We start from the raw sequence: 23,789 nt of genomic DNA, 5'->3' as shown, positions 1-23,789 counted from the left end.
GGGGACAGTGCCTTTGATGAAATTTGTAGTTTTAGCTATTCTTACTTTGTTTTTGATTCCATGGACAAGAAGTAGTAGTAAGCTTCGAGCGGTGGATAAGAAGGGAGATAAGAAGGTTGTAAAGGGTAAGAAATCATCTATTTTAGTTATTCCTGTTTTATTTTGGATAGGTATTGCAATCTATGAATACTTTTGGCTAATTGATGATCGAGTAGATTCGATTCTTACTCATTATTCTGTTGCAGTAGCAATTTTAATTGGGCTTGTTTTATTTTCACAAGATCAAATAGGTAAATTAGAAGGTGCGTTAAAAGGACTTCTAATGTTTATTTTACTCGCAAGTTACGGTTACTTTGGTTATTTGCACGATATAGTAATCTCGCAAAAGAAATATGATTCTGTTGTTAAGGTAGAGAAAGATATTTCAGAGCCATTTACTGAAAATGACCAGCCGTTTACAGTGCCGCCAAAGACAGCGGAGAATAAGATGAAAAAAGTATTTGGTGATATTCCGAAAGTAGCTTATTTTGAGCTAGGAGAATTAACGCCACAAATGGTAAACGGCGAAGCTTTATATGTAGCGCCGATTGAAGTTTCAGGATTTTTTAAAGCGCGTAAAGCTGAGACAATTCCAGGGTATGTAACGATGTCAGGTACGAATCCTGATGCGGAAGCGAAACTGCACCTCGGTTATAAAATGAAATATGTGCCAAGCATGTTTTTTGGTAATAATTTAGAGCGTGTGGTAAGGCAAGCAGAACCAGATTTAATCTTTAAAGGAAAACCTAAATTTGAGGTTGATGATAAAGGGAAACCATATTATACAATGACGTATGGTGAATTTATTTCAGGAAGATCTGGATTTGAGGTAGAAGGTGTTGTCGTAGTAGACGCACAAACAGGTGAAGTGAAAAGGTATGATAAAGGAAAGGCACCTAAATTTGTTGATGGTGTATTAAATCATGAGACTGCATCTACGTTAAATACGTACTTTGGTAAATATATTCACGGATTTTGGAATACGAAATTTTCGCAAACTGATATGAAGATTCCGACTGAGTGGGGAACGAAAGAAGGCGTGACCCCGATCTTTGGTAAAGATGGAACACTGTATTATTTTACAGACTTTACTTCTCCAAAAGAAGGAGTAGATTCAGCCCTAGGCTATTCATTAGTAGATGCACGCACAGGCGAGCTATATTACTATAATGGAAAAGAAGTAAAGGGGATTATGGATGGTTCAGCAGTTACAGAAGTAGTGGATAATTCCTTTAAGAGAGAGAAATGGCATGGGACAATGCCTGTCATTTATAACGTATACGGTAAACCAGCTTGGATTATTCCGGTTGTTGATGACGGAGGCCTAGTACGTGCACATACAGTTGTTTATGCTGCTAATGCAAAAATATTTGCGACAGGTTCTTCGCAGAAAGAAGCGCTTGAGAATTATAAAAACGTAATGAGCGGTAATGGTGATACCTTTAGACCAACCTCAACAGGAAAAGAAGCGCAAAAAGAAGGTATTGTACAACGTGTATATAAAGAGAAATCAGGTGAAAATACAATCGTGTACGTACTTTTAGAGAATGAACAAAAGGTATTTATGATACCGGTGAAGAAATTCCCGTATGCTATGTTTACAGAAGTAGGAGACCCAATTCAAATTACATATTTAGATACAGGAGAGACGATGGCCTCGGTATCTAAATTTACGAATAGCAATGTTAAAAAGTAAAGCGATAGAATTTCTATCGCTTTTTTTACATTATGAAAGAGGAAAATGCGCTGTACTTGACGTATGTTTATGATGTAACTATAATTGTTACGATTCAGTGTGTATAGGAAAGGGTGAATTGAAAAAGTGAATGAAGTTAATCACGAAATATATAAACCTGTAAAGGCAAACAGGTTATGGATGATTCTTGTATTAGGAACACTTACGGCGATTGGGCCATTATCTATTGATATGTATTTGCCTTCATTACCGAAGTTAACGGATGACTTGCAAACAGGTGCATCCCTAGCGCAGCTTACATTAACAGCTTGTTTGCTTGGGCTGTCAGTAGGACAATTATTTGTTGGCTCAATTAGTGATATTTACGGAAGACGCAAACCACTTATTATTGCTCTTATTATTTACGTTGCTTCTTCTTTACTTTGTGCTGTTGCGCCATCTATTTGGACATTGGTGTTATTGCGCTTCCTACAAGGAGCTTCAGGATCAGCCGGGATTGTTATATCACGTGCAATGGTACGTGATATGTACTCAGGTTCTGAAATGACGAAGTTTTTCTCACTGCTTATGTTAGTAAACGGAGCAGCACCTATTTTGGCACCAATTATTGGAGGGCAATTGTTACAGTTTACAACGTGGCGCGGTGTTTTCATCGTTCTTGGAGCAATTAGCGTATTCATGTTAATCTCAGCTACTTTTGTATTGCGTGAAACATTACCTCCTGAAGAAAGAGAAACGGGTGGTTTGTCAGGGACTTTGGCGACGTACGGAAAATTGTTAAAGGACCGTCTATTTATGGGATATGCATTGTCACAAGGATTAGTAACAGCGGCAATGTTTGCATACATTTCGGGCTCACCATTTGTGTTACAGAACATATACGGAGCATCACCACAGCAATTTAGTTTATTCTTTGCGATTAACGGCATCGGTATTATTATTGCTAGTCAGGTAACGGGGCGTTTAGCGGGGAAAGTGAATGAGAAGACATTATTTATTGCTGGTATTATTATCGCAGCTGTTGGTGGCCTATCTTTATTACTGACAATCGTACTAGGAATAGGTTTAATTGGTGTTTTATGTTCGTTATTCCTTGTCGTATCAAGTGTCGGGGTTGTATCAACAACTGGGTTCTCATTAGCGATGAGAAATCAGAAACAAGCTGCAGGAACAGCATCAGCTTTATTAGGTTTATTACAGTTTATTTCAGGAGCTCTTGTTGCTCCGCTAGTAGGTATCGGTGGAAGTAATACAGCATTACCGATGGGTGTTGTTATTGCGCTTTGTGAAGTAGGAGCAGTGTTATGTTATCTATTTATGGCCAGAAGAAGTGAGAAGCAGTTTGAACTGCAGCAAAAACAAAATCTAGAGGCTTAACAAAAAAGAACTGATTCAAAGGGAATGTTTGAATCAGTTCTTTTTTTCATTTTTTTGAAATACCTCATACATATTATTCATGATCGTATCATATAAAACAGCAAGTTTATCCCACACCCAGCGATTACTATCGACCTCTTTTTCCCCGCAGTCGATAATATCGGTATGGCCGGTAATTTTATATGCTTTTTTAACGATAATAGGAGTAATTTTCGGTATACGTGGGATTTCTTTTAAGATATCTGCGAAGTTTCCAATGTAGACATGACCGATGATTTCGATTGTTAATGATTTATCCGATATATTTAGCACGGTATGAAATTGATTTGTATGTTGTTGTTTTAAATATTGGGCTAACTTAAATGGAGCATGCTTCTTCTTTAATACGCGGCGAAGGCTCTCTGTATTTTCGATATGAAGTGATTTTTCGCGAATAAGGACACGAATATCTTCTCCCATAAAAGGCGTTGTGTTGTACATAGATGATTCTCCTTAAAAACTTACATATGTTTGCGTTATGCATATGTAAGTCTAGCATGGTTTGTTCTTTATGTGTGCTTACAGTTTTGTAAGGTGATGTAGTAAAGCATTGCAAAAGTTATTTGTATAAAGTGACGATACTGTGACAAACATGTTGGTATATATATTACGATGTCGTCTTAAGTGTAAAAAGTAGGATGTTCTCGGTATAATAACAAGTGGAGATAAAAGAAACTATAATGAGTAGTAGTTGTAGATAAAAGGAGAAGAAGAGATGAAGAAGGTTTTAGGTATTGCTGTAATGGGAAGTATGATCCTTCTAGCAGGATGTGATGGAAATAAAGATACGAAAGAACCGAAAGAAAAGATAGAGCAATCTACAGAACAAACAGAAGAGATGAAAGAATACCGTGCAGTACATGAAAAATACGATATAAAAATGAATAAAGAAATTAATAAAGCACTGCAGCTATTTGAAGTGGCAAAGGAAAAGGGCGGTAAGGAAATAACGAAGGCTACATATAAAGAAGATGTGCAAAAGGTAACAACGAGCATGTTAGAAGATATTGATAATATACGTAAAGAAATTCGTGTTCCGAAGTCGAAAGAGCAAGAACATGAGGTATATGTTGGTTTCTTAAATGAATCGGAACAAGCAATGAAAAAATTACAGAAGTTAGCTAAAGAAGAAGATTCATCGTTGATTCGTGATATAGAAATTAATTTTGCAACAGCATCGACATACTATAAACGTTTTCAAGCAGAAACGAAAAAATAACCTTGCCTGTGCAAGGTTATTTTTTCTTCTTGCCATCTCCGTCTTCATCCTCGGATACTAATACCTTCTGTTCTTCGTAAAATTCGGAAATAGTTTGCCCGGTAATATTATCGAAAGGGGTATAAAAAGAAGTAATACTTTTCTTTTTAATAAAGAGTTTATAGAAGCCAATGATGACAAGTATAACGATTGTTAAGGGGAATCCTATAGTAGCAAGAAGTAAGGGGTCCATCTTATAACTCCTTTATCATCATTTCTTTTTATGATAAGCCGAAAACTGTAATTTCGATAAAAGGATTAAAAACTGATTTTTCTAAAATTATCCAATTCGATTGACTTTTTAATTTTTCAGAATTATAATTCGAAATATACAATTTGAACCAAATAATAATATAGCAATTTACTTATCCAGAGAGGTAGAGGGACTGGCCCTATGACACCTCAGCAGCGGGTTCTGTAATAGGAACACCGTGCTAATTCCAGCAAGCAAGTCTTGAAAGATAAGTGATGGGCCTTTGTTTATTAAGCCTTGATCTTATTTTTTAAGATCAAGGCTTTTTGTATTCTAAAAAGAGAAAAGGGAGTAATTGAAAAAGTACGTTCATAAAACAAAGTAAATATATGTGTTTAGGGGGTTATTAGAGTGTATGTAATTAAAAAATTATCGGTTATGGTGTTCACACTATGGGTTATTACGACAGTGACATTTCTAATTATGCATATTATTCCGGGAGATCCATTTTCATCAGATGCAAAAATCTTTCCTGAAGAAGTGATCCAAAACATGAGAGCGAAGTATCACCTTGATGAACCGTTATGGAATCAATATGTTGCTTATTTAGACGGTGTAGTTCATTTTGATTTTGGTGAGTCTGTTCAATCAACCGGACAAGGGGTATCAGAAATTATAACAACTGGCTTTGGTCCATCGGCAATTATTGGTCTACAAGCACTTGTTATTTCGTTGTTAGTAGGAATTGCGGCAGGGACATTTGCTGCTCTATATCATGGAAAAGTAATTGACTATAGTCTGAGTTTACTTGCAATTCTCGGTATTTCTATTCCAAGTTTTATTTTAGCACCACTATTTATACAAGTATTCGCTATCCAATTTGAGCTTTTACCAGTAGCTTCTTGGGGAACATTCGAACATACGGTATTGCCATCCTTTGCATTAGCGTTAGGGCCAATCGCGGTTATTACGAGGTTTGTTCGTTCTAATATGATCGAAGTACTGCAGAGTGATTATATTAAGCTAGCAAGAGCAAAAGGTATACCAATTAAGAAGATTATTATAAGACATGCTCTTCGAAATGCGATTGTTCCAGTACTTACATTTGTGGGACCGTTAATGGCTGGACTTTTAACAGGGACTTTCGTTATTGAAAAAATCTTTTCAATTCCTGGCCTAGGAAAATATTTTGTAGATAGTATTTTTAACCGAGACTATCCGGTGATTATGGGAACAACGATTTTCTATAGTGCATTATTAATTGCTTGTATTTTCATTACAGATATTATTCACCGCATTGTTGATCCGCGTATTCGTTCTATTACATAAGGAGGGGGGATATTTAAATGGGAGCTTATGAAATTAATGAACAGTTATTAACGAAAGAAGAGAAAAAAGAATTAACGATAAATAAAAATCAGCAAACGATTAGCAGAAAGAAAGAAGTGTTTCGTAAGTTTATATCGAATCCAATCGCAGTTTTAGGAACAGTGACGTTATTGCTAATTATTGTTTTCTCGCTTATTGGCGAAAGTTTAACTTCATTTACTGCGAGTGAACAAGTAAAAGAGGCAACAAATTTACCGCCGAGTAGTGAACATTGGTTTGGAACAGATGATCTAGGAAGAGATATTTGGGCACGTACTTGGGCTGGTGGGAAGATTTCACTAACAGTTGGATTAGTAGCAGCTGCCCTCGATATAGGGCTTGGTGTACTGATTGGTGGATTTAGTGGATATGTGAGAGGGCGTAATCGCCTTGGAACGTTAATTGATGAGTGGATTATAAGGGGAATTGAAGTATTATATGGCATCCCATATTTGTTAATTGTTATTTTACTATTAATTGTTATGAAACCAGGTCTTTTCACCATTATTATCGCCCTTGCATTAACGGGATGGATTGGAATGGCTCGTCTCATTCGAGCACAAGTATTGTCTTTAAAACAACGAGAGTTTGTTATTGCAGCAGAGCGATTAGGTACATCACATATGAAAATTATATATGGGCATTTAATTCCGAATTTAACAGGGATTATTATCGTAAATTTATCATTTACAATTCCAGCAGCTATTTTTTCAGAATCATTTTTAAGCTTTATAGGACTTGGAGTACAATCACCAGCGGCAAGTTGGGGGACGATGACGAATGATGCACTCGGGACATTATTGAGCGGAGAATGGTGGCAGTTATTTTTCCCGGCAATCATGATTGCACTCATTATGTTCGCATTTAATGCAATTGGTGATGGTTTGCAAGATGCAATTGATCCGAAAATCGTCAAACGGAATCGAAAGGAGAAAAAACATGGCACAAATCTTATCTTTAGAAAACGTAACGTTAGCCGTTGAAAAAGAGAATAGTAAGCAAGCGATTGTGAAACATGTTTCTTTTTCTATTAACGAAGGTGAAATAGTTGCACTTGTAGGAGAAAGTGGTTCAGGAAAAAGTGTTACAGCACAATCTATTATCGGACTAAATCAAGAATCAATTCATATCGATGATGGAAATATAGCTTTCCAAGCAAAGGAATTAACGAATTTACAAGAGTCAGAATGGAATCAAATTCGTGGAAAAGATATTTCCTTTATATTTCAAGATCCGCTTTCATCTTTAAACCCAACGATGAAGGTAGGCAAACAAATTACAGAAGTAGTTTTGCAACATGAGAAAAAATCGAAAAGAGAAGCAAAGGAAATTGCGATTAACTTGTTAACAGATTTAGGGATACATGAAGCAGAGAAACGCTTTGAACAGTACCCACATCAATTAAGTGGAGGTATGAGGCAGCGTATTTGTTTAGCAATTGCGTTTGCTTGTCATCCAAAGCTTGTAATTGCAGATGAGCCGACAACAGCGTTAGATGTAACGATTCAGAAACAAATTATGGGGCTATTAAAAGAAAGAAAAGAAAAACAAAATACGAGTATTTTATTAATTACACATGATTTGGCACTTGTACGTGAAGTAGCTGATCGAGTAGTTGTTATGTACGGGGGACGTGTCGTTGAAAAAGGAACGATACAGGAGGTAATAGGCTCTCCTAAACATCCATATACGAAAAGTTTATTACAAGCAATTCCGAATATGGATGATTCTGAAAAGGTATTACGTGCTATAGAAGGAACGACACCTTCCATTGAAACATTAAATAGCTTCGGTTGTCCTTTTGTAAATCGTTGTCCAGTAGCGATAAAAGAATGTATTCATCGTTTTCCAGAGAGAACCACATATTCTAAGGAGCATAGTTCACATTGTTGGCAACATGTTCTAGAGCATAATAAAGCGAAATCAAAAGAGAAGGTGAATGCCTCATGACGACAGATTTAATTACTGTAAAGCAAGTAACGAAAACGTATGGAAGTAAAAGTAAAGAAATCACAGCGTTAAAAGACATATCACTTTCTATCCCGAAAGGAACAACACTTGGCATTATTGGTGAAAGTGGTTCAGGAAAAACAACACTTGGAAAGCTCATAGCAGGGATTGAGAGTCCAACGTCTGGTGAAATTAATTATAACGGTCAAGTCGTTCACAAGCTGAAATCAGCTCATAAGAGAGATTTTTTACAGAAAGTACAGTTCATTTTTCAAGATTCCACGGCAGCATTAAATCCGCGCTGGAAAGTACGCGATAGCGTAACGGAAGGTTATATTTCATTCGGTTTAGGTGATAAAGGATTGAATGATAAAGTAGCAGGTGATGCGCTAGAACGTGTTGGATTAGATAGAAGATATATTGATCGATATCCGCATGAATTTAGCGGAGGACAACGTCAACGTATCACTATTGCAAGAGCGTTATTGTGTGAGCCAGAAGTATTGATCCTTGATGAACCAATTTCAGCATTAGATGTTTCATTGCAAATTCAAATTGTACATCTGCTGCAAAAAATTCAAAAGGAACAAGGCTATACATATTTATTTATCGCACATGATTTGCCGATGGTTCACTATTTATGTGAAAAAGTGGCTGTCTTATATAAAGGAGAACTTGTTGAATTTGGAAATACGGACGAAGTGTTCCGTAATCCACAACATTCTTATACAAAAACATTGTTAGCATCAACACCAAAAATTTCGGGTTAAAGGAGAATGTAGGATGAAGAAGTTTTTACTGTTTATCATTATGACTGTTTTAGCGATTACTTCGGTCGCTTGTGGTAAGAAAGAGACGCAAAAGGCGAGTGCTGGTAAGGGAGAAGGCGATCGATTAGTAACGAATATTAGTAGTGATCCATACACACTTGATTCTGCTATTGCAACAGATAGCACGTCAGGTTATATAATTGGGCAGTTGTTTTCAAGTTTATATACGCAAGATAGTGATGGGAAATATCAAAATGAATTAGCAGAGAAAGAAGAGGTAAATGCTGATGGAACTGAATATACAATCCATTTGAAGAAAGATATTAAATGGTCAGATGGTTCTCCTATTACGGCAAATGATTTTGAATTTGCATGGAAGCGATTATTAAATCCGAAAACGGGTTCTATGAATGCGACAGAAATGTATTTCATTAAAGGGGCAGAGGCATATAATACTGGAAAAGGTGAAGAGGGACAAGTTGGTATTCAAGTCGTTGATCCTCAAACATTAAAGGTAACTCTTGAACATCCAGTTGCTTCTATTAAACAAAAATTAGCAAGCTCATTATTTATTCCATTAGCTAAAAAGTCGATTGATGATAATAATAAATTAAAAACAGATCCAAAAGAGCTAATTACGAATGGACCATTCCAGTTAAAAGAGTGGAAGCATAACCAGGCTATTACAGTACAAAAAAATAAAGAATACTACGATAAAAAGGTAACTCTAAAAGAAATTGAGTTTCGTATTATTCCAGACTCTAAAACAGCGTATCAATTATTTAAATCAAAAGAATTAGATTTACTAAGTGGTTTACCACAAGAGATGATTGAAAAAGAAAAAGGAAATAAAGAATATAAGCGTGTTGCAGGATTCTCATCTTATATTTATTCGTTTAACGTAGAAAAAGAGCCGTTTACAAATGCGAAGGTACGTAAAGCATTTTCATTAGCGGTTGATCGTAAATTTATCGTTGAAAAACTGTATAAAAATAATGCGCAAGAAGCATATGCATTCGTTCCAGAAGGAGCAAAAACACAAAGTGGTCGTGATTTTCGTAAAGAAAAAGGTGATTACGTTAAATTTGATCCAGCAGAAGCGAAAAAATTATTAGAAGAAGGTATGAAAGAACAAGGGTGCTCTACATTACCTGAAGTAACATTAAAATTCACTACAGATACACAACATAAAAAAGTAGCAGAAGCAATGCAAGAAATGTTTAAGAAAAATCTTGGCGTAGATATTAAATTAGAAAATAAAGAGTGGAAGAGTTACATCGACACATACAAGCAAAGTGATTTCCAATTAGCTTATATGGGATGGGGCGGCTCTTTATTAGATCCAATTACCAAACTAGATTTATATGCAGGTGATGGTCCGAATAACTATGCAAAATGGCATAATAAAGAATTTGACGCTTTAGTAAAAGAAGCAAAAGTTGAACAAAACGAAGATAAGCGTTTTGACTTATTGCATAAAGCGGAAGATATTATGTTTACAGATTCACCATTAATCCCAATTATTTTCCCAAGTGCTTCATATTTACAAAAACCATCAGTATCTGGTGTTCAGTTCATTATCGGTTCTAGTCCAGAACTAAGATACGCAAAAATTAAAAAATAAAGAAGTAGGCAATCGCCTACTTCTTTATTTTATTTCTCTTTTATATTCTTTTTTCGTTCCATCAGAGAAGACAACTTCTAAATCGAATTTTTGATAGTCTTTATCAAGTTTGAACACGTTTACTACTTGATCGATTACTTCTTGGTCAGCAGTATCTTTATCAAATTTTAATTCTTGTAGAAGTGGGCTTAATTTTGTGATAGCCTCGTCTCCTGTTAATTTTACATCTGCTTTATGATCTTCAATTTTTGCTTCCATTTTCTTATCAGCTGCTACATTTTTATAGTCTGCTTCGTAGTCTTTCTTTGTATCTTGGTAGTCTGCCTTTAAATCGAATTCATTGAAGTTTAGTTTTAAATCTGCAGGAGCCTCATTTTTTGCTTCTTCAGTCGTCTTTTTATTAGAAGTTGTGTCTTCTTTTGCAGGAGCTTTACATCCTGTTAATGCAGGTACTAGCATAAGAGCTAATAAAACTGATAGTAGAATTCTCATTATAAATTCCTCCTTATGTAAATTCGTTCTATACAAGTTTTTCCCAAAAACATGTAATTATGTATGTGTTGAAAATAAATTATTATCCTGCAGTCACAAGGGCTAATCCGCAATTTAAATCAAAAACGATTTGTATGTATATGGTAAATTGAATTTGTGAGGAGGTACTGAAATGCTTCCTAAAACATATCAAACGATCGGTGAATTATTTCCCGCAACATATGCAGCAAATGGCTATTATACAATAATATTCGGAGGAGTTAGTTTAGAGAGAAATATTATTTCATTATTAGTTATTGTATTGGTTACACAATTAGTAGCAGTGACGACTTTAGCTATAAAAGGAATGGTAAAGGGAAGAAGAAGCTCTGTAGTTAAAGAAGCATAAAATAAAAAGGTATCCTTCAATTGGATACCTTTTATTAGTACTTATTATTTTGCAACTTCTGTCCACTTGTAGTTAAATTCACCGCCGAAGTCAGTCGTTACAAGTCCTTTAATGAAAGAGCGTTGTAAGTAAGAGCGACCTTGTTGGTATAACGGAGCGACAGAACCGTCTTGTAATAAGATTTTTTCAGATTGCTTCATTGCTTCAAAGCGTGCTTTTTCATCACCAGCTAAATCTGTTTTTACTTTATGAATTAGCTCATCGTACTCTTTGTTAGAGTATTTATCGAAGTTATAAGCGCTATCTGTTGTAAATAAATCTAAGAATGTAATTGGATCAGCGAAGTCAGGGCCCCAGCCGTCAATTCCGATTTCATAGTCACCACTTAATAGTAGTTTCAACTGTTGCTTACGTGGTTGCGGTTTTAAATTCACTGTTAATCCATCTAAGTTCTTTTCTAATTCACCTTTTAAATATTCACCAGTCTTTTTAGCTAAAGCATTATCACTTGTTAATAGCTCAATTGTTACTTTGTCAGTACCAAGTTCTTGCTTTGCTTTTTTCCAGTTTTCTTTTGCTGTTTTCACATCATCTTTAACTAGGTTTCCATTTTCTTTACGGAAGTCAGTGCCTTCAGGACTCTTTGCGAATTTCGCAGGAACCATTCCTTCAGCTGGAATAGCGCCGTTATTTAAAATTGTTTCTACGTAAGCTTTTTTATTCATAGCGCCGTTAATAGCAAGACGTGCATGTTGATTTTTTAATGTTTCATTCTTTTGATTTAGTCGTAAAAATTGAATGCCAACTTCAGCGCGTTCCTTGAAGTTTGGATCGCCCTTATATTTATCGACAAACTCTGCAGTTAAAGCAACACGATCAATTTGTCCTGAATCATATAAGTTAACTTCTGTAGACTTATCTTTAACGACATTGAAGTTGATTTCTTCTAATTTTACAGTTTTAGCATCCCAATAGTTAGGGTTCTTCTTTAATTGGAAGCTTTGTTCGTGTTTCCAGTTATCTAATGTGAAAGCACCGTTGTAAATTAAATGATTTGTTTCTAAACCGTATTTATCGCCTTGAGATTTTAAGTAATCTTCATTAATTGGTAAGAATGTTGAAAATGTCGTTAAGCTTAAGAAATAGGGAACAGGACGGTCTAGTTGTACTTCTAACGTTTTATCATCAAGAGCTTTGACACCTAATTGATCAATTGGCAATTGTTTTTGGTTTATTTGTTTTGCATTCTTTATATCGAAGAATAAGAATGCATATTCGGCAGCTGTTTCAGGACTTACGGCACGTTGCCAAGCGAAGGCAAAGTCTTTTGCTGTAACAGGAGTACCGTTTGACCATTTTGAATCACGCAGGTGGAATGTATATTTTGTTTTATCGGGACTAATGTCAACCGACTCAGCAACACCAGGGATAGGTTTATTATCTTCTCCCATTGCATATAAACCTTCAAAAACATTTCGCATTACATTCATGGATTCCCCATCCGTTGCTTTGGCAACATCCATTGTTGGAATTTCTGAAGCAAATGATAAGTTAATTGCTTGTTTATCAGGTGCTTTATCGTTTGCTTTCGCTCCGTTTGTATTATCTTTATTTCCCCCGCAAGCAGTTAGTAATAGACTTGCCCCTAAAACAGATGCAACAACAGGTACAATTTTTTTCTTCATTGTTCGGTCCTCCCTAAATGTGTTGTTCGTAACGTCATAATGTCCATGTCTTGAAGTAGCTATAGAAGGAGATAAAACCCATTATAGATATGTGCATGTAGGTAATCAGGTGTTCTATATGTATATACATGTTGAACTATAATCTATCGTTATATCTTTTAACGTAGTGGACGTTATATTTTGATGGTGAAATATTTTGTTTCTTTGATTATTTAGAATATTAACACTGGAAAGAACTATATGTCAATAATAAAAACAGATTGTTAATTTCTTAGAATAATATATTAAAAAAGCAGATTCTCTTGTATGAGAGAATCTGCTTTTAATATATTTTGCTAAAAAAACAATTGGTGTGGGCTAATAATAATTGGGGATGAAGAAACCCCAATTATTAAAGTTTCACTTTATTTTTCAATTTTTGCCCATTTGAAGTTTAACTGACCAGCAAAATCTACTTGCACAATTCCTTTTACGTAAGAACGTTCTAAATAAGATTCTCCTTTTTGATAAAGAGGAGCGATAACAGAGTCTTTAAATAATATTTTCTCTGATTCTAGTAATGCTTCCCAGCGAGCTTTTTCATCACCAGCTAAGGTTGTTTTCACTTTTGCTATTGTTTCATCGAATTCCTTATTAGAGTAATGATCTAAGTTGTAAGGATTATTCGTTGTAAATAGCTCAAGGAATGTGATTGGATCAGCAAAGTCAGGGCTCCAGCCATCAATTCCGATTTCGTAGTCACCTTTTAATAAAAGCGAAACTTGTTGCTTACGCGGCTGCGGTTTTATATTTACTGTTAAGCCATCTAAATTCTTTTCTAGTTGTCCTTTTAAGAATTCACCAGTTTTCTTATCAAGGTCAGCATCACTCGTTAATAATTCTAATGTTATCTTTTCAGAACCAAGCTCTTGTTTAGCTTTTTTCCATAACTCTTGTGCAGATTTTGTATCAACTTTTGTTAAATCGCCGTTTGCAGTACGGAAGTCTTTTCCTTCAGGTCCTTTTGCAAAGTTTTTTGGAACGAGACCAAATGTTGGTGTAGAGCCATCATTTAATAACGTATTTACAAAGGATTTTCTATCAATTGTTTGATCGATTGCTTGGCGTGCAGAAACGTTTTGAAGTACTTTGTTTTGTTGATTCATACGTAAAAATTGTACGCCTACGTTTGGACGTTCTTTAAAGTTAGCATCTTTTTTATATTTATCAACGAAGTCAGATGTTAGTTTTATACGATCTAATTGTTTTGACTCGAATAAATTTACTTCTGTTGATTTTTCTTTTACGACGTTAAAATTGATTTCTTCTAGTTTAACAGTATCTTTATCCCAATAGGTAGGGTTCTTCTTAAATTTAAAGCTTTGTTCGTGCTTCCAATCGCTTAGTGTAAAAGCTCCATTGTACAAGATTGTATTATCTTCTAAAGCGTACTTATCACCTTGTGCTTTAAAGAATTCCTCATTAATTGGTAGAAATGTTGGGAACGCTGTTAAGCTAATAAAATAAGGAACAGGACGCTCTAATTCTACCTCAAACGTATGGTCATCAACTGCTTTTACACCAAGTTGGTCGGCTGGAAGTTCTTTGTTGTTAATTTTTGTTGCGTTTTTAATATCAAAGAATAGAAATGCATATTCAGAGGCTGTTGCTGGATCTACGGCTCTTTGCCAAGCGAACACAAAATCTTTAGCTGTAACAGGAGTGCCGTTTGACCATTTTGAATCTCGCAAATGGAATGTGTATTTCGTTTTATCGCCACTTACTTCATGAGATTGTGCAACACCAGGAACAGGTTTGTTACCTTCACCAAGATTATATAAACCTTCAAATACGTTTCTCATTACTTGACCAGAATCAGTATCTGTAGCACGAGCCGTATCCATTGTTCGTATTTCAGTAGGTGAAGATAAGTTTAAAACTTGTTTACTAGGTGCCTCGTCTTTTGCATTTGCTCCGCTTGCTTCGTTTTTATAACTACCGCAACCAGCTAATAAAATACTTACTCCTACAACTGATGCAATACCGGGTACAAACTTCTTTTTCATTTGATTTTCCTCCTAAATAATTAAGTTTGGATGATGATGAGGGAAATGAAAAATAAAAAATCCCTCTTTTCATATTGAGAAAGAGGGATTTTTACGTACAAGTTATGCACCCGTATATAAACGAAGTCCCTCATTCTATCTTTCAAGCATAAAGCTTGCAGGAAGTGGCACAGTATTCAAAATGAACCTGTTGCCGAGGTTTCAAAGGGCCAGTCCCTCCACCTCTCTTGATACAATGAGTAAACGAATAAATTTTATTAATTTTTGTGTTTCTTTGATAATTCAAAATCTTACACCTTGAATAATGAAGTGTCAACTAAATAAAATATAGTTTAAATTTTCAGTTTTCTTAAACGAAAAACCACTGCATATGGCAGTGGTTTTTCTACTAGAAGTTAAAGTTATCTGGATCTGGACCAACGCGACGATCTTCATTTAAAGCTTGAATTACTTTCATATCATCAGCACTTAATTCAAAGTCGAAGATGTTTGCATTTTCAATAATGCGATATTCTTTAATTGATTTAGGAATTGTTACAACTTCGTTTTGTAAATCCCAGCGTAAAATAATTTGCGCAGTTGATTTATTATATTTTGTCGCAATTTCTTGTAATGTTGAGTTATCTAATAGTTGGCCCTGCATTAATGGTGACCAAGCTTCAAGCTGGATGTTATGTTCTTTACAGAAAGTATGTAATTCTTCTTGTGCTAAGCGTGGGTGATATTCCACTTGATTGACCATTGGCTTAATTTCAGCAATTTCAAATACGTCTTGTAAGTGGTGAATGTGGAAATTACTCACACCGATAGCACGAACACGGCCATCTTTATAAAGTTTTTCTAGCGCTTTCCATGATTCAGTATATTTCCCTTTTACAGGCCAATGTACTAAATATAAATCTAAATATTCTAGCCCTAATTTTTCTAATGTAGTTTCATATGCTTGAAGTGTTGATTCATAGCCTTGATCGCTATTCCATACTTTTGATGTAATAAATAATTCTTCACGTGAAACACCGGATTCACGGATCGCTTGTCCAACGCCTTCTTCATTTTGATAGATTGCTGCAGTATCGATGCTGCGGTAGCCATTTTTAATTGCTGCTTTTACAGAATCAATTACTTCTGAACCATCTTCTACTTTAAAAACACCTAAACCGAACCAAGGCATTTTCACACCATTATGTAATGTTGTATAGTCTTTTAAATTTGTTAAATTCATATTATTTCCCCCTAGCTTTTTTATTTGTTGCTTCTACTGCTTTTTGAATTGCCTCTGAAAAATTATATTCATATAAAGTTTTGAGACCTTCAGCTGTGGAACCACCTGGTGTTGTTACTTGTTCTCGGAGGTTAGCTGGATTTTGCGTTTGTTCAAGCATAGAAGCAGAGCCAGAAATCATTTGAATGACAAGATGTTTTGCGGTTTCTTCATCGACTCCATAACTTTTTGTTGCTTCAATTAAGCTTTCAGCAAAGTAATAAAGGAAGGCTGGCGCACTTCCAGTAACTGCAGTAAGCTGATGAACTTCTTCTTCGGTGCAAAGCTGTGAAGTACCAATGCCTCTTAAAAGCAGTTGCAGGGTTTCTTGATGCAACTCATTTACTGATTGTCCCATTGTATATAAGGAGATAGACTTTCCAATTTCAGCAGCTGTATTAGGCATAATCCAAGCAACAGGCGTGCCTTTTGGGAGTCTAGCTTCTAAATAAGATGGTCCAATGCCAGCTGCTACTGTTACGACAAGTTGATTTGATATTAACGGAGATAGCTCAGTTAATAACTCTTCATGAGCAGAAGGTGGCATTGCTAAAACAACCGTATCAACAGATGTAATATGCTGCTTCCAATCTGTTGCAGTAGACACATTATATCGATGTTGTAACTGTTTGAGCTTTTCTACGTTACTTCGGTTAGAGACGATAATTTCTTCGATGTATTCTTTGCTTGTTTTGAGTAATCCGGAAAATATAGCTTCTGCCATACGACCGGCGCCAATAAATAAAATTCGATGTTTAGTTGCCATATCCTTTATTCCTTTCTAGTAGAGATATGTTATAAAAACGATATCATTTTTAAGGGAATTTTGTAAAAAGAAAAGACTTATCGTAGGTGGAATGGATAATGAGAAGGCGGAAATTCATGGTAAAGGAAAGGGCTATTACTTTATACGTCATGCTAATATTAGCTATTATTAATCTCTTTATATGTGTAGCTGGTTTGCTAGAGTGGAAGAGCAATTATAAGGAGCAAGAACATACAAATAATTATATCTAGAAAATAATTAGAATTAAAAAACCCCTGAAGCACATATGCTTCAGGGGTTTACTAATAGAATGTAAGATTATGCTTTTGTCATACCAAGTAATACAGCGCCGCCGATAATTAAAACACTACCTAGTGCAATAAAGATCAATTGACGTTTTGTTTTCTTTTCACCTAAGAATACAATCGCACCGAATGTTGAGATAACGATTCCAGTTTGAGATAATGGGAAGCTTGTTGCTACTCCAACACGTGGTAATGAAAGGAGTAAGAATAAATTTCCAGTTCCCCATAGTAAACCAGATAAAGCATTACGGATTGCATATTTGTTAAATGGTTTATGTTTAGACGTCAGTACAACCGCACCAACAAACATACCAACTGCTTGTGGTAAAATAGCAGACCAACCATCGATATTATACCAACGAATAATAATTACATATACAAGATAGCCGAAAGTAGAAACAATTAAAGTAAGAAGTCCTTTTTTCAATTGTCCTGGTGGCTGAGCATTTTCTTTATCATCTAATGATGTGAATACAACACCAACTACGATTAATAGGATTGCAATCGTTCCCAGAATAATCGTTGTAGTAGTAGTCCACTCACGGAAAGCGATAACCCCAAAGATAGAAGTTGCAACAAGTTGCATACCAGTAGAAATTGTTACGGTAGTTGAAACACCTAGTTTTTCAACTGTTTTTAATTGGTTTACTTGTCCTAAAGCCCAGAATAAACCTGAAATAAACCCAACAATTAAGACTGTCATTGTTAAAGCTGGTTGAGTAAATACATACATAATTGTTGCGAAGAATAGAGCACCGATTGTCATACCTACCGTTTGGCTATATGCACCACCGCCCATTTTTACGCTTACTAATAAGATGTTTCCCCATGCAATTGCAGGAAGAAGCGCTAATAAAATGTCCATTACAAGACTCCCTTCGGTTTGCTATACCAATATAGTTACATATTGTTCTAACGATCGGTAATGCCCCACTAATAGAGTAGAAGATTACCGATCGCTAAAACAGGATGAAGAATTCACGATATAAATGCGTTTTCATTTCTTCATTTTTTGAAACACCTCCATATAATAACAGGAAATTGCCTATTTTAGAAAGTGAATTCAAATAAAATGTATATTTAAATAAGAGGTAAAATTCAGTTATTTCCCGACTGCTTCTTTATTTCCTAAGAAATAAAGAAGCAGCTTCCAAAAAAGCTGCTTTAAGGGTTAGTAATTCTTTTGTTAATAAGCTGAATACATAGCAGAAATAGGAGTGACATACTAATAGTGATAACCACAAGTGTCCAGGCGAGTTGCATATTACTTGCGTCAATGGCCATGTAAATTGCAGTCGGGATTGTCTGTGTTTTACCAGGGATATTCCCGGCAAACATGAGTGTAGCACCAAACTCACCGAGCGCGCGGACAAAGCTCAAAATCATCCCGCTTAGTAATGCAGGAAATGCGAGCGGAAGTGTAACGTGCAGAAAAACTTGATATTCACTTGCGCCAAGGTCACGAGCACTTTCTTCAATTTGTACATTTGCGATAGAAAATCCCGTTTTCGCTGATTGGTACATAAGCGGAAATGCAACAACTGTAGAAGCGATGATCGCAGCGGTAGATGTGAACATAATAGACTGCTGAAATAATGATTCAACCCACCTTCCGATCGGGCTGTTGTTTCCAAAGATGATAATGAGAAAGAAGCCGATAACAGTTGGTGGAAGTACCATTGGTAATAAAAATATAGTTTCTAATAGTACTTTATATCGCCATGAGGAGCGAGCTAGTGCTCGCCCGACAATCGTCCCTAAAATTGTAACGAGAATAGTGGCACACGCAGCTACTCTTAAAGATAGAAAGACAGGCGATATAATAGCATCAATGCTCATAGTAATTACGACAGGACTGTAAATCCATATTTCTTAAAGATAGATTGTGCATCTTTTGACTGCAAATATTCATAAAATGAAGTCGCCTCTTTCTTATGTTTAGATTCCTTTATAACACCTAAAGGATAGTGGATTGGCTCATGAGAAGTAGCTGCTGCTGTTTCACCAATCTTTACTTTATCTGAAATGAGAGCATCTGTTTTGTATACGATACCAGCATCGATATTCCCTGTTTCTACATATGTTAACACTTGGCGAACATCTTTTGTAAATACGACTTTATTTTGAACATCATTCCAAAGGTTTTCGTGTGTTAGAGAAGCCTTTGCATATTTTCCAGCAGGTACAGATTCAGGTGTACCAAGTGCAATTTTTTTGATTTTCTCATCTTTTAAATCTTGAAATTTTGTAAGAGAACTATCTTTAGGGATGACTAGAACTAGTTCATTTCCAAGAAGATTTTTCCCTTCTTTTTCATTAATGAATCCTTTTTTTACAAGGGTTTGGAATTTATCTTCTGCTGCAGAGAAGAATAAATCAGCAGGTGCACCTTGTTCAATTTGTTGTTGAAGTGCTCCAGAAGCACCGAAGTTAAAAGAAAGTTTAATATTGGGTTCTTTTTCTTTATATTGTTTTTCAATTTCTTTTAATGCATCTTGTAAGCTTGCAGCAGCTGAGATAGTAAGTTCAACTGCTTTTCCTTCTTTAGCAGTTGATTTCTCTTTCTTATCTCCGTTTGTACATGCAACACTAAATATAAGAAGAAAAGAAAGTATAAGTGCCCCAATCGAACGTAATGTAAATTTATTCATAAAAAAATCCCCTTTCGTTTTGACACATCTAATTATAACTAATTATAACTAAATATAACTAAATATAACTAGTTATAATTGAATATAATTTGAACATATATCTATTTTTAAAAAATAGGAGAAATATTCTTTTCTTTGTTACAATGAAAGAAGAAAGTGAGGAATCGTCTATGGATCATCATTCCTACACAACGGAAGAAGTAGCAAAGCGATTAAAAGTATCAAAATTAACTGTATACGACTTAATTAAAAAAGGAGAACTTCCTTCTTATAGAGTTGGTAGACAGATGCGCATTGATGCAGCAGATTTAGATCAATATATAAAACAAATGAAAACAGGAAAGGTACAAGTTACTCCTGTAAAAAACGATGGTAGTAGTATCTTGAACACGTGTATTATTAGTGGTCAAGAACTAACGTTAGATATGTTAGCTAAACGTATAGAAAATCGTTTGCCAAGTTCTAATGTTTTAAGAGCGTATCAAGGTAGCTTAACAAGTTTAGTGAAAATGTATCAAGGAGAAGGAAGTATCGTTAGTTTGCATTTGTTTGATGGTGAAACGGGTACATATAATGTTCCTTATGTAAAACGCATTTTAGTAGGCCAGCCATGTATTATGATTAATTTATTGTCCAGAAATGTAGGATTTTATGTCCAAAAAGGAAATCCGAAGAAAATAAAGACATGGGCCGACATATCCAGATCCACTATAAAGTTTATAAATCGAGAAAAGGGTTCTGGTATTAGAGTGTTAGTGGATGAACAATTACGAATCCAAAAATTAAATAAAGCTGATATTAGTGGATATGAATGGGAAGAATCGAATCATCTGGGTGTTGCCACGCAAGTTGCAAATGGAAAAGCTGATGTAGGAGTAGGTTCAGAAAAGTTTTCGCAAATTGTAAATGTGGACTTTATTCCAATCATGAAAGAACAGTATGATTTAGTAATTTTGAAGAATAAAGAAAATGAAGAGCTGATTGAAGTCGTGAAAGACATTCTGCAATCGGAAGAATTTCATAATGAATTAAATGCGATTGGTGGATATGATATTACGAAAACAGGTCAAATTATATATGAAACAAACTAAAAAGCAGCTTGTCTATAAGACGAGCTGCTTTTTCTATATAAAGGGGTTTGGGGATACAAAGTGTTAAACAAGACCTTGAGCAAGTGTGTAAATGAAAGCCGTAAGGAGAGTAGCTCCACTTGCAAGTCCGATGAAGTCTGATTTGTTGAAAGTAATGTTGTTCATTATAATCTCTCCTTATTTGTTTAATGTAGTTGCAACAGCTTTTGCATCGACAAGTGCGGATAGCACCATGCCCATTGTATTTAAAAATTTATTTGATTTCATATTGTTCATCATGCGTATCCGCTCCTTTTCGAATTGTTGTTGCCCTGCTTATGTCTTAATTATAGGAAATATGTCCACTTGCAACTATCGAATTAGCTTACGAAAGACTTACACTTTTGTAAGAAAAAAAGACATTCATGTAAGAATGTCTTTCACAGCATATTGATATGATGATGTTCTTCAATTGTTTTTAAAAAACTACGCATTGAATTCGTCATATAGCTATCTTTACGGCGTATGAAAACCGTTGAAATACTGCCGTATTTTTCAGGAATTGCATGACAATGTACCTTACCTGCTTTAGAAAGATGATGGACAGCAGACTGTGGTACGAGTGTAATTCCGAGGCCGAGTGCAACGCTGTTTAATATTGTCTCTAATATATTGAATTCCATAATTCTTTTTGGTAGCAAACCTTCGTCTTTCAGCCATCGTTCTAGTTTGGAACGGTATCCGCATCCTTGGTTAAAAACGAGTAGAGGCGTTGTTGTAAATTCTTCTATATGAAAAGCTTTATTTTGTGTTACAAGCATTAATTTTTCTGTACTAACATCGTATTGTTCGATTAGTGGATGTTTAATAGGACCTGATATAAAGGCACCATCTAATTGATGATCAAGTACTTCTCTAATTAATTCTTCTGTTAGACCCGCTTGTAATGATAAATCGACATTCGGATAGCTTTTATAGTAAGAAGATAAAATGGTAGGCAGTGTACTTACTGTTTCGACTGTACCGATTTTTAATATACCGGAGGGTGTTTCGCTATCTAAAAATACTTGTTTTAGTTCGTCGACATCTTGCAAAATTTTACTAACATAAACGAGCATTTTTCTTCCTTCAGCTGTTAAAGTCATTCCTCGTTTATGGCGGTAGAAGAGTGGGGTTTTTAATTCGTTTTCTAGTTGTTTAATACGTGCAGTTACATTTGATTGTACATAATTTAATTCCTTTGCTGCGCTACTTACACTACCCTGGTCAGCAACGCTTTTAAAGATTTGTAAGTCTCGTAATTCCATTTTGTAATCCCCCTTGATGTTAACTATCATTATAAATGATAGTTAACATCATTTTGAATCATTTTACGTGATATATTTTTTCTTTTACAATTCTCTTTGTGCAAATAGAAAGAAACGGGGGATTGCGGTGAGAAGAGGTCAAATGATAATAGGGGCTTTAGCGTGTTTAATTGCGAGTATGTCATGGGGAGCGATGTTTCCAGTTGCTGATCATGCGCTAGAATACATAGATCCATTTTATTTTTCGCTTATTCGTTATGGAGCAGTGGCGATAATGCTGATTGTATTGTTGTTAATGAAAGAAGGAAAACAGGCATTTCGTTTAGAGGGAAGAGGAAAGTTACTCGTCTTTTTTGGAACGATGGCATTTACAGTATATAATGTCCTCATATTTTTAGGGCAAATGTTAATGGGTAAGTCGGGTGTAATGGTAGCTTCCATTATGGAATCACTTATGCCGATGATTTCTATTTGTATTTTATGGGGATATAAGCATATAAAACCGAAGAAGTATATGATAACGAGTATGGTTATTGCTTTTGTAGGAGCTGTGTTTGTTATTACAAAAGGTGACATGAGTTTCTTTGTAACATTGAAAGATAATATGTTCTCATTAGCATTTATATTTATTGGTGTTGTAGGCTGGGTTATTTATACGATGGGTGGTCAAACGTGTAGTGATTGGTCAACATTACGTTATTCTACGTTGACGTGTGTATTCGGTACGACTGTTACAGGAATTATAACGGTAATTATTACGTCGCTTGGATATGTTTCAGTTCCTAGTATGGGAACGATTTCTATTGTGAAGTATGATTTGTTATTTATGATGACATTGCCAGGTATTGTAGCGCTACTTGCTTGGAACTACGGTGTGAAAATTTTATCATCCATTAATGGGATTTTATTTATTAATTTTGTACCAATTACGACTTTAGTTATTATGATGATGCAAGGGTATCAGATCACAATGTTTGATATTATAGGGACTGTACTTGTTATTGCAGCACTTATTCGCAATAACGTTTGCCAGAGAAAAGAAGAAAATATAAATAAGAGAGTTTTACAAGAAGAACAATTACGTCAAGCTGTTTAATAGGCAAATGGAGGATTTCACATGTTAGAAAGTTTATTGTTTTTCTTCGCCGTCGGAGTTGCCTGTGAGCTTGCAGCAATTAATCGAAATGGTCGTAAAAAGATAAAACAACAAGCTGAGCTGATACAGCTTTTAAAAGAGTTGAAAGAAAGAAAAAATTAAAAAGACGACCGGGCATAGACGGTCGTCTTTTTCTATATAAAGGGGAAAGGGGACACAAAGTTATACAAGCGTAGCAGCGTAAATGAAAGCAGTAAGAAGAAGAGAGCCGCTAGCTAATCCTAAAAAATCTAATTTGTTAAAAGTAATGTTATTCATAATACATTCTCCTTACTTGTTTAATGTAGAAGCAACAGCTTTTGCATCGAAAAGAGCCGATAATACCATGCCCATTGTATTTAAGAAATTG

General features: G+C 35.3%; 26 protein-coding genes and 2 riboswitches. Of the genes, 13 read left to right on the top strand and 13 right to left on the bottom strand.

The genetic code is table 11. The features are described from left to right. The first annotated feature begins 16 nt into the window (after nucleotides 1-16). Both C4S65_RS24605 and C4S65_RS24600 read left to right on the top strand, forming a co-directional pair. Entirely contained in the window at nucleotides 17-1,735 is a 1,719-nt protein-coding gene (locus tag C4S65_RS24605) for a DUF3981 domain-containing protein (protein ID WP_103945513.1), read from the top strand. Between the two features lie 117 nt (nucleotides 1,736-1,852). Continuing rightward, a complete protein-coding gene (locus tag C4S65_RS24600) occupies nucleotides 1,853-3,112 on the top strand; it encodes a multidrug effflux MFS transporter (RefSeq protein WP_223285854.1) in 1,260 nt (419 codons plus the stop codon). A 33-nt stretch (nucleotides 3,113-3,145) separates the two neighbouring features. Here the strand turns inward: C4S65_RS24600 and C4S65_RS24595 are convergent, their stop codons facing one another. Continuing rightward, complete coding sequence (locus C4S65_RS24595) at nucleotides 3,146-3,592, bottom strand: hypothetical protein (RefSeq protein WP_000282892.1); 447 nt, start codon at nucleotides 3,590-3,592, stop codon at nucleotides 3,146-3,148. 274 nt (nucleotides 3,593-3,866) lie between these two features. Between C4S65_RS24595 and C4S65_RS24590 the strand changes: the two genes are divergently transcribed. After that, nucleotides 3,867-4,370 carry a hypothetical protein gene (locus C4S65_RS24590; RefSeq protein ID WP_000756519.1) on the top strand — a complete coding sequence of 168 codons (504 nt, stop codon included), beginning with the start codon at nucleotides 3,867-3,869 and terminating at the stop codon, nucleotides 4,368-4,370. Nucleotides 4,371-4,386: 16 nt separating this feature from the next. Here the strand turns inward: C4S65_RS24590 and C4S65_RS24585 are convergent, their stop codons facing one another. Then, entirely contained in the window at nucleotides 4,387-4,602 is a 216-nt protein-coding gene (locus C4S65_RS24585; RefSeq protein ID WP_000371382.1) for a DUF3951 domain-containing protein, read from the bottom strand. Nucleotides 4,603-4,771: 169 nt separating this feature from the next. Then, a riboswitch (SAM riboswitch) is annotated at nucleotides 4,772-4,877 on the top strand. Between the two features lie 136 nt (nucleotides 4,878-5,013). Here C4S65_RS24585 and C4S65_RS24580 point away from each other — a divergent pair. The 5 genes from C4S65_RS24580 to C4S65_RS24560 are packed head-to-tail and all read left to right on the top strand — an operon-like array spanning nucleotide 5,014 to nucleotide 10,314. Continuing rightward, nucleotides 5,014-5,931, top strand: coding sequence for an ABC transporter permease (locus tag C4S65_RS24580; protein WP_000289317.1), 918 nt, complete (start codon nucleotides 5,014-5,016; stop codon nucleotides 5,929-5,931). Between the two features lie 17 nt (nucleotides 5,932-5,948). After that, the gene (locus C4S65_RS24575) at nucleotides 5,949-6,953 is read left to right on the top strand and encodes an ABC transporter permease (protein WP_016083992.1); all 1,005 of its coding nucleotides are present in this window, start codon (nucleotides 5,949-5,951) and stop codon (nucleotides 6,951-6,953) included. Beyond that, nucleotides 6,910-7,920 carry an ABC transporter ATP-binding protein gene (locus tag C4S65_RS24570; RefSeq protein ID WP_000057270.1) on the top strand — a complete coding sequence of 337 codons (1,011 nt, stop codon included), beginning with the start codon at nucleotides 6,910-6,912 and terminating at the stop codon, nucleotides 7,918-7,920. Before C4S65_RS24575 ends, C4S65_RS24570 begins: the two co-directional genes overlap by 44 nt. Continuing rightward, on the top strand, nucleotides 7,917-8,690 hold the full coding sequence (locus C4S65_RS24565) for an ATP-binding cassette domain-containing protein (protein ID WP_103945512.1): 774 nt from the start codon (nucleotides 7,917-7,919) through the stop codon (nucleotides 8,688-8,690). Before C4S65_RS24570 ends, C4S65_RS24565 begins: the two co-directional genes overlap by 4 nt. A 13-nt stretch (nucleotides 8,691-8,703) precedes the next feature. Then, nucleotides 8,704-10,314, top strand: coding sequence for a peptide ABC transporter substrate-binding protein (locus C4S65_RS24560; protein WP_086406732.1), 1,611 nt, complete (start codon nucleotides 8,704-8,706; stop codon nucleotides 10,312-10,314). A gap of 24 nt (nucleotides 10,315-10,338) precedes the next feature. Here the strand turns inward: C4S65_RS24560 and C4S65_RS24555 are convergent, their stop codons facing one another. Further along, the gene (locus tag C4S65_RS24555; protein ID WP_001221551.1) at nucleotides 10,339-10,806 is read right to left on the bottom strand and encodes a YusW family protein; all 468 of its coding nucleotides are present in this window, start codon (nucleotides 10,804-10,806) and stop codon (nucleotides 10,339-10,341) included. A 172-nt stretch (nucleotides 10,807-10,978) separates the two neighbouring features. Here C4S65_RS24555 and C4S65_RS24550 point away from each other — a divergent pair, with 172 nt between their 5' ends. Beyond that, on the top strand, nucleotides 10,979-11,194 hold the full coding sequence (locus tag C4S65_RS24550; RefSeq protein ID WP_000937087.1) for a hypothetical protein: 216 nt from the start codon (nucleotides 10,979-10,981) through the stop codon (nucleotides 11,192-11,194). 44 nt (nucleotides 11,195-11,238) lie between these two features. On the opposite strand, the gene C4S65_RS24545 is transcribed toward C4S65_RS24550, so the two are convergent. The 4 genes from C4S65_RS24545 to proC all read right to left on the bottom strand — a co-directional run bounded on the left by C4S65_RS24545 (nucleotide 11,239) and on the right by proC (nucleotide 16,951). Then, complete coding sequence (locus tag C4S65_RS24545) at nucleotides 11,239-12,879, bottom strand: peptide ABC transporter substrate-binding protein (protein WP_103945511.1); 1,641 nt, start codon at nucleotides 12,877-12,879, stop codon at nucleotides 11,239-11,241. 404 nt (nucleotides 12,880-13,283) lie between these two features. Continuing rightward, nucleotides 13,284-14,924: a peptide ABC transporter substrate-binding protein gene (locus C4S65_RS24540; protein WP_000726437.1), complete on the bottom strand. Its 1,641-nt coding sequence runs from the start codon at nucleotides 14,922-14,924 to the stop codon at nucleotides 13,284-13,286. A 132-nt stretch (nucleotides 14,925-15,056) separates the two neighbouring features. Next, a riboswitch (SAM riboswitch) is annotated at nucleotides 15,057-15,161 on the bottom strand. 151 nt (nucleotides 15,162-15,312) lie between these two features. Beyond that, the gene (locus tag C4S65_RS24535; protein ID WP_001054776.1) at nucleotides 15,313-16,146 is read right to left on the bottom strand and encodes an aldo/keto reductase; all 834 of its coding nucleotides are present in this window, start codon (nucleotides 16,144-16,146) and stop codon (nucleotides 15,313-15,315) included. Between the two features lies 1 nt (nucleotide 16,147). Then, nucleotides 16,148-16,951 carry a pyrroline-5-carboxylate reductase gene (proC, locus tag C4S65_RS24530; RefSeq protein ID WP_000201593.1) on the bottom strand — a complete coding sequence of 268 codons (804 nt, stop codon included), beginning with the start codon at nucleotides 16,949-16,951 and terminating at the stop codon, nucleotides 16,148-16,150. A 98-nt stretch (nucleotides 16,952-17,049) separates the two neighbouring features. On the opposite strand from proC, the gene C4S65_RS34615 reads away from it, so the two are divergent. Then, complete coding sequence (locus C4S65_RS34615) at nucleotides 17,050-17,202, top strand: hypothetical protein (protein WP_001254374.1); 153 nt, start codon at nucleotides 17,050-17,052, stop codon at nucleotides 17,200-17,202. 67 nt (nucleotides 17,203-17,269) lie between these two features. Here C4S65_RS34615 and C4S65_RS24525 read toward each other — a convergent pair whose 3' ends face one another. The 3 genes from C4S65_RS24525 to modA all read right to left on the bottom strand — a co-directional run bounded on the left by C4S65_RS24525 (nucleotide 17,270) and on the right by modA (nucleotide 19,907). Next, on the bottom strand, nucleotides 17,270-18,121 hold the full coding sequence (locus C4S65_RS24525; protein WP_000353546.1) for a GRP family sugar transporter: 852 nt from the start codon (nucleotides 18,119-18,121) through the stop codon (nucleotides 17,270-17,272). A gap of 299 nt (nucleotides 18,122-18,420) precedes the next feature. Continuing rightward, nucleotides 18,421-19,095: a molybdate ABC transporter permease subunit gene (gene modB / locus C4S65_RS24520; RefSeq protein ID WP_002152004.1), complete on the bottom strand. Its 675-nt coding sequence runs from the start codon at nucleotides 19,093-19,095 to the stop codon at nucleotides 18,421-18,423. 5 nt (nucleotides 19,096-19,100) lie between these two features. Beyond that, nucleotides 19,101-19,907, bottom strand: coding sequence for a molybdate ABC transporter substrate-binding protein (gene modA / locus C4S65_RS24515; RefSeq protein ID WP_001032241.1), 807 nt, complete (start codon nucleotides 19,905-19,907; stop codon nucleotides 19,101-19,103). Between the two features lie 170 nt (nucleotides 19,908-20,077). Here modA and C4S65_RS24510 point away from each other — a divergent pair, with 170 nt between their 5' ends. Next, complete coding sequence (locus C4S65_RS24510) at nucleotides 20,078-20,998, top strand: substrate-binding domain-containing protein (RefSeq protein ID WP_002094235.1); 921 nt, start codon at nucleotides 20,078-20,080, stop codon at nucleotides 20,996-20,998. Nucleotides 20,999-21,061: 63 nt separating this feature from the next. Here C4S65_RS24510 and C4S65_RS24505 read toward each other — a convergent pair whose 3' ends face one another. Together C4S65_RS24505 and C4S65_RS24495 are read right to left on the bottom strand one after the other, a co-directional pair. After that, entirely contained in the window at nucleotides 21,062-21,163 is a 102-nt protein-coding gene (locus tag C4S65_RS24505) for a DUF3948 family protein (protein WP_001060018.1), read from the bottom strand. A gap of 254 nt (nucleotides 21,164-21,417) precedes the next feature. Continuing rightward, complete coding sequence (locus C4S65_RS24495) at nucleotides 21,418-22,284, bottom strand: LysR family transcriptional regulator (RefSeq protein WP_023520844.1); 867 nt, start codon at nucleotides 22,282-22,284, stop codon at nucleotides 21,418-21,420. A gap of 127 nt (nucleotides 22,285-22,411) precedes the next feature. Here C4S65_RS24495 and C4S65_RS24490 point away from each other — a divergent pair, with 127 nt between their 5' ends. Both C4S65_RS24490 and C4S65_RS24485 read left to right on the top strand, forming a co-directional pair. Then, on the top strand, nucleotides 22,412-23,380 hold the full coding sequence (locus tag C4S65_RS24490; protein WP_002004285.1) for a DMT family transporter: 969 nt from the start codon (nucleotides 22,412-22,414) through the stop codon (nucleotides 23,378-23,380). A gap of 21 nt (nucleotides 23,381-23,401) precedes the next feature. Next, entirely contained in the window at nucleotides 23,402-23,542 is a 141-nt protein-coding gene (locus C4S65_RS24485; protein ID WP_000894065.1) for a YrzO family protein, read from the top strand. Nucleotides 23,543-23,602: 60 nt separating this feature from the next. On the opposite strand, the gene C4S65_RS34065 is transcribed toward C4S65_RS24485, so the two are convergent. Further along, on the bottom strand, nucleotides 23,603-23,698 hold the full coding sequence (locus C4S65_RS34065; RefSeq protein ID WP_001060007.1) for a DUF3948 family protein: 96 nt from the start codon (nucleotides 23,696-23,698) through the stop codon (nucleotides 23,603-23,605). Nucleotides 23,699-23,789 lie beyond the last annotated feature (91 nt).

The organism is Bacillus sp. ok061 (genome assembly GCF_900108285.1).
Lineage (GTDB): Bacteria > Bacillota > Bacilli > Bacillales > Bacillaceae_G > Bacillus_A > Bacillus_A thuringiensis_S.
This window is presented reverse-complemented; position numbering and strand designations above follow the sequence as displayed.

Coding starts and splice junctions, on each gene's coding strand:
- modB (WP_002152004.1), bottom strand. CDS start 19,095: ATGAGCATTGATGCTATTATATCGCCTGTCTTTCTATCTTTAAGAGTA.
- C4S65_RS24575 (WP_016083992.1), top strand. CDS start 5,949: ATGGGAGCTTATGAAATTAATGAACAGTTATTAACGAAAGAAGAGAAA.
- C4S65_RS34615 (WP_001254374.1), top strand. CDS start 17,050: ATGAGAAGGCGGAAATTCATGGTAAAGGAAAGGGCTATTACTTTATAC.
- C4S65_RS24585 (WP_000371382.1), bottom strand. CDS start 4,602: ATGGACCCCTTACTTCTTGCTACTATAGGATTCCCCTTAACAATCGTT.
- C4S65_RS24525 (WP_000353546.1), bottom strand. CDS start 18,121: ATGGACATTTTATTAGCGCTTCTTCCTGCAATTGCATGGGGAAACATC.
- C4S65_RS24605 (WP_103945513.1), top strand. CDS start 17: ATGAAATTTGTAGTTTTAGCTATTCTTACTTTGTTTTTGATTCCATGG.
- C4S65_RS24535 (WP_001054776.1), bottom strand. CDS start 16,146: ATGAATTTAACAAATTTAAAAGACTATACAACATTACATAATGGTGTG.
- C4S65_RS24550 (WP_000937087.1), top strand. CDS start 10,979: ATGCTTCCTAAAACATATCAAACGATCGGTGAATTATTTCCCGCAACA.
- C4S65_RS24595 (WP_000282892.1), bottom strand. CDS start 3,592: ATGTACAACACAACGCCTTTTATGGGAGAAGATATTCGTGTCCTTATT.
- C4S65_RS24510 (WP_002094235.1), top strand. CDS start 20,078: ATGGATCATCATTCCTACACAACGGAAGAAGTAGCAAAGCGATTAAAA.
- C4S65_RS24555 (WP_001221551.1), bottom strand. CDS start 10,806: ATGAGAATTCTACTATCAGTTTTATTAGCTCTTATGCTAGTACCTGCA.
- C4S65_RS24485 (WP_000894065.1), top strand. CDS start 23,402: ATGTTAGAAAGTTTATTGTTTTTCTTCGCCGTCGGAGTTGCCTGTGAG.
- modA (WP_001032241.1), bottom strand. CDS start 19,907: ATGAATAAATTTACATTACGTTCGATTGGGGCACTTATACTTTCTTTT.
- C4S65_RS24565 (WP_103945512.1), top strand. CDS start 7,917: ATGACGACAGATTTAATTACTGTAAAGCAAGTAACGAAAACGTATGGA.
- C4S65_RS24590 (WP_000756519.1), top strand. CDS start 3,867: ATGAAGAAGGTTTTAGGTATTGCTGTAATGGGAAGTATGATCCTTCTA.
- C4S65_RS24560 (WP_086406732.1), top strand. CDS start 8,704: ATGAAGAAGTTTTTACTGTTTATCATTATGACTGTTTTAGCGATTACT.
- C4S65_RS24570 (WP_000057270.1), top strand. CDS start 6,910: ATGGCACAAATCTTATCTTTAGAAAACGTAACGTTAGCCGTTGAAAAA.
- C4S65_RS24505 (WP_001060018.1), bottom strand. CDS start 21,163: ATGAACAACATTACTTTCAACAAATCAGACTTCATCGGACTTGCAAGT.
- proC (WP_000201593.1), bottom strand. CDS start 16,951: ATGGCAACTAAACATCGAATTTTATTTATTGGCGCCGGTCGTATGGCA.
- C4S65_RS24545 (WP_103945511.1), bottom strand. CDS start 12,879: ATGAAGAAAAAAATTGTACCTGTTGTTGCATCTGTTTTAGGGGCAAGT.
- C4S65_RS24540 (WP_000726437.1), bottom strand. CDS start 14,924: ATGAAAAAGAAGTTTGTACCCGGTATTGCATCAGTTGTAGGAGTAAGT.
- C4S65_RS24495 (WP_023520844.1), bottom strand. CDS start 22,284: ATGGAATTACGAGACTTACAAATCTTTAAAAGCGTTGCTGACCAGGGT.
- C4S65_RS34065 (WP_001060007.1), bottom strand. CDS start 23,698: ATGAATAACATTACTTTTAACAAATTAGATTTTTTAGGATTAGCTAGC.